Annotated in this window: 4 protein-coding genes; 2 read left to right on the plus strand and 2 right to left on the minus strand. The window is 64.2% G+C overall.

All coding sequences use genetic code 11. The annotated features are described in order from the left end of the window. Positions 1 to 168: 168 nt before the first annotated feature. Both LOC54_RS11905 and LOC54_RS11910 read right to left on the minus strand, forming a co-directional pair. Positions 169 to 375: a hypothetical protein gene (locus LOC54_RS11905; protein ID WP_279314005.1), complete on the minus strand. Its 207-nt coding sequence runs from the start codon at positions 373 to 375 to the stop codon at positions 169 to 171. Further along, a complete protein-coding gene (locus tag LOC54_RS11910; RefSeq protein ID WP_279314006.1) occupies positions 372 to 1418 on the minus strand; it encodes an asparaginase in 1047 nt (348 codons plus the stop codon). Before LOC54_RS11910 ends, LOC54_RS11905 begins: the two co-directional genes overlap by 4 nt. Positions 1419 to 1525: 107 nt before the next feature. On the opposite strand from LOC54_RS11910, the gene rph reads away from it, so the two are divergent. Both rph and rdgB read left to right on the plus strand, forming a co-directional pair. After that, positions 1526 to 2254, plus strand: coding sequence for a ribonuclease PH (gene rph / locus LOC54_RS11915; RefSeq protein ID WP_279314007.1), 729 nt, complete (start codon positions 1526 to 1528; stop codon positions 2252 to 2254). After that, positions 2251 to 2853, plus strand: coding sequence for an RdgB/HAM1 family non-canonical purine NTP pyrophosphatase (gene rdgB / locus LOC54_RS11920; RefSeq protein ID WP_279314008.1), 603 nt, complete (start codon positions 2251 to 2253; stop codon positions 2851 to 2853). Before rph ends, rdgB begins: the two co-directional genes overlap by 4 nt. Positions 2854 to 3015: the final 162 nt, after the last annotated feature.

Consider the following 3015-nt stretch of genomic DNA (forward strand, 5'->3'; position numbering starts at 1 on the left):
CGAACAACCTTGGCGCATCATGTCAATCGGACTGCGAGATTGGGCTCATAGGTTCTAGCAATCAACGGTTGGTATAAGTCCGTGAATCACAACACACCGCTCAGCCCAATAAATTAATAGGTCCTGAGTTTAGCAGGTTGGTCTGGAGTGCGATTTCCTCGATCTTGTTCATGGCTGATGTGCTGATGTCACGATTTCGGAGGAGGCGGCAGCCTGCTGTCTGGCGCCTTCTGCGGCCCTACGGGCGTCGAGTACGGCCTGTGCGGTTTTCTGCACGTCGCCCGTGACGGCGTTGATGGAAATCGCGGTCTTTCCGAGATTGTCGGCCTGACGTTCCGTAAGGCGGGCGAGGTCGTCCGAGGAGAGGTGGATCATGCCGGTCTGGTCAGGCTTTTTTTCAGAAAAAAAGATGGTCGGACCGTGCCGACGGTCGTGCCGTTCCAGTTGGTCAGTGTCCGGGTCATCTGGCTGGCGAGTGGTGCGGAGTCTGGGATATCGGTGCCTCCGAATCGGAGGAGGAGGGCGGCCATGGCGGATTCCGCGCCGCGCAGGGCGCCGTCACGACATTTGATGGCGATTCCGAGTCCGGAGTCCGGGAGACTGGCGATCAGCACGCCTTCGGCTCCGATTTTCGTAAAAGCCTTTATGCCCGTGCTCTGCATCACGACGGTATCGAATCCGTCCGTGCCGCTGATCATGAAGGGATGTCCGGCGACGGCCTCGCGCAGGCGGGTGGCGGCGCGGGCGCGGTCCGGGTGCAGGCCGGTTCCGGTTCCGAAGCAGGCGAAGGCGCGGGCGAGGGCCTGCAGGGGGATGGCGTATGTGGGGATCGAGCAGCCGTCCGTGCCGCGGTTGCGGTCCGTGTGCGGGATGCCGGTCATCTCCGCCAGGGTTTGTGTGACGCGCTGCATGACCGGGTGGTCCGGGCGGATATATCCTGCGGGGTCGGTCTGTTCCGCGCAGGCGGTGCAGATGAATCCGGCGTGTTTGCCTGAGCAGTTATTGTGCAGGGCGCAGGGGCTTTCGCCCTGTGCGGCGAGGCTTCGGGTGGCTTCGGGGCGTGTGGGCCAGTGGGTTCCGCATTCGAGGCTGTCCGCGTCGCGGCCGGTGCGCCGGAGCATCTGCAGGGCGGTTGCCGCGTGTTCGGGTTCGCCGGCGTGGGAGGCGCAGGCGAGGGCCAGTTCGGGACCGGTCAGGCCGAAATGGTCTGTGGCGCCGGTTTCGATGAGCGGCAGGGCCTGCAGTGCCTTGACGGTTGAGCGCGGGAAGACCGGGGTTTCGACATCGCCCAGAGACAGCAGGAGTTTTCCTGTATCGTCGGTGACGGCGACGGAGCCGTAATGCACGGATTCGACGCGGTCTCCGCGTGTGATCTCGGCAAGGGGGACATCGGCGTGGGCGGGCTCTGGAAAGGACATCCGGCGGGTTCCTGGCGGGTGGGGGTCCGTCCTATCATATCATGCTGCCTCTGGCTCCCTGCGTCTGCACGGGCTATGCCGTTTTACGAAACTGAAGGAGAGACCCGATGCCGCGTCCGTCAGGCCGTGCTGCCGATGCCATGCGTTCCGTCACGATCGAGACGGGGTTTGCCCGTCATGCCGAGGGATCCGCGCTGATCCGGGCGGGGGGCACGGAGGTTCTGTGCACGGCGAGTGTGGAGGAGCGTGTTCCGCCGTTTCTGCGGGGCAAGGGCAGCGGCTGGGTGACGGCGGAGTATGGCATGCTGCCGCGTGCGACGCACACCCGCGGGGGCCGTGAGGCGGCGAAGGGCAAGCAGTCCGGGCGGACGCAGGAGATTCAGCGTCTGATCGGCCGCTCTTTGCGGGCTGTGACGGATCTGGAAGCTCTGGGCGAGGTCAGCATCGTTCTGGACTGTGATGTTCTTAATGCGGATGGCGGCACGCGCTGCGCGTCGATCACGGGGGCCTGGGTGGCGCTGCGTCTGGCGCTTGGAAAGCTGCACAGGCAGCGTGTGATCAGGACGATTCCGCTGATCGGCCAGGTTGCGGCGGTGTCGTGCGGTCTGACGAAGGCCGGTGCCGTGCTCGATCTGGATTATGACGAGGACAGTGCGGCGGCGGCGGATACGAATTTCGTGCTGACGAAGGCGGGCGGGATTGTGGAGATCCAGGGGACGGCTGAGGAAAAACCGTTTTCCGAGGAGCAGTTTCTTGCTCTGCTGGCTCTGGCGAAGGCGGGCACGCAGACGCTGTTTGCCGCGCAGGATGCGGCTGTTGCGGCAGCGGAGGGATGACGGCTCTGCTTGCGCGCGGCGACCGTCTGGTTCTGGCCAGCCATAACAGGGGCAAGCTGGCGGAGTTCGAGACGCTGCTGAGCGGGACCGGCATTACGGTTCTTTCCGCCGGGGATCTGGATCTGCCGGAGCCGGAGGAGACGGCGGCGACGTTTGAGGGCAATGCCGCGATCAAGGCTCTGGCGGCGGCGAAGGCGACCGGGCTTCCGGCGCTTTCAGATGATTCCGGGCTGTGCGTGGCGGCGCTGAATGGCGATCCGGGGATTTATTCCGCGCGCTGGGGCGGGGCTGAGAAGGATTTCGGCAGGGCCATGCAGCGTGTGCTGGACGGGATGGGCGACCGGCCGCGTGCGGCCTGGTTCTCCTGTGTCCTGTGCCTGGCGTTTCCGGACGGGACGACCCGCAGTTTCGAGGGGCGTGTGGATGGCGTGATTGCCGATGCGCCGCGCGGGGATCTGGGCCACGGATATGATCCGGTGTTTACTCCTGAAGGAGAAACACGGACTTTTGCGGAAATGACCGGGGCGGAGAAGAACGCCATGAGCCACCGGGCCAGGGCGTTTGCGCTGTTCCGGGCCGTCTGTCCGCCTGCGGGGTGAGGGGGGGTGTCTGCTGATATGCTGGTTGGGGATAGAGTAGAAGGTCGGCTCTTGGCCAGAGGTGGCCCCGGTTTTTTGGACAGGGGGTTAGGTTTTGTTGACAAAAGACGGTAGCCACAATTTTACGGCTGCGAGGTTAAGAAAGGCGAGAAACGATTTTCT

The organism is Acetobacter sp. AN02, assembly GCF_029759835.1.
Lineage (GTDB): Bacteria > Pseudomonadota > Alphaproteobacteria > Acetobacterales > Acetobacteraceae > Acetobacter.

Coding starts and splice junctions, on each gene's coding strand:
- LOC54_RS11905 (WP_279314005.1), bottom strand. CDS start 375: ATGATCCACCTCTCCTCGGACGACCTCGCCCGCCTTACGGAACGTCAG.
- rph (WP_279314007.1), top strand. CDS start 1,526: ATGCCGCGTCCGTCAGGCCGTGCTGCCGATGCCATGCGTTCCGTCACG.
- LOC54_RS11910 (WP_279314006.1), bottom strand. CDS start 1,418: ATGTCCTTTCCAGAGCCCGCCCACGCCGATGTCCCCCTTGCCGAGATC.
- rdgB (WP_279314008.1), top strand. CDS start 2,251: ATGACGGCTCTGCTTGCGCGCGGCGACCGTCTGGTTCTGGCCAGCCAT.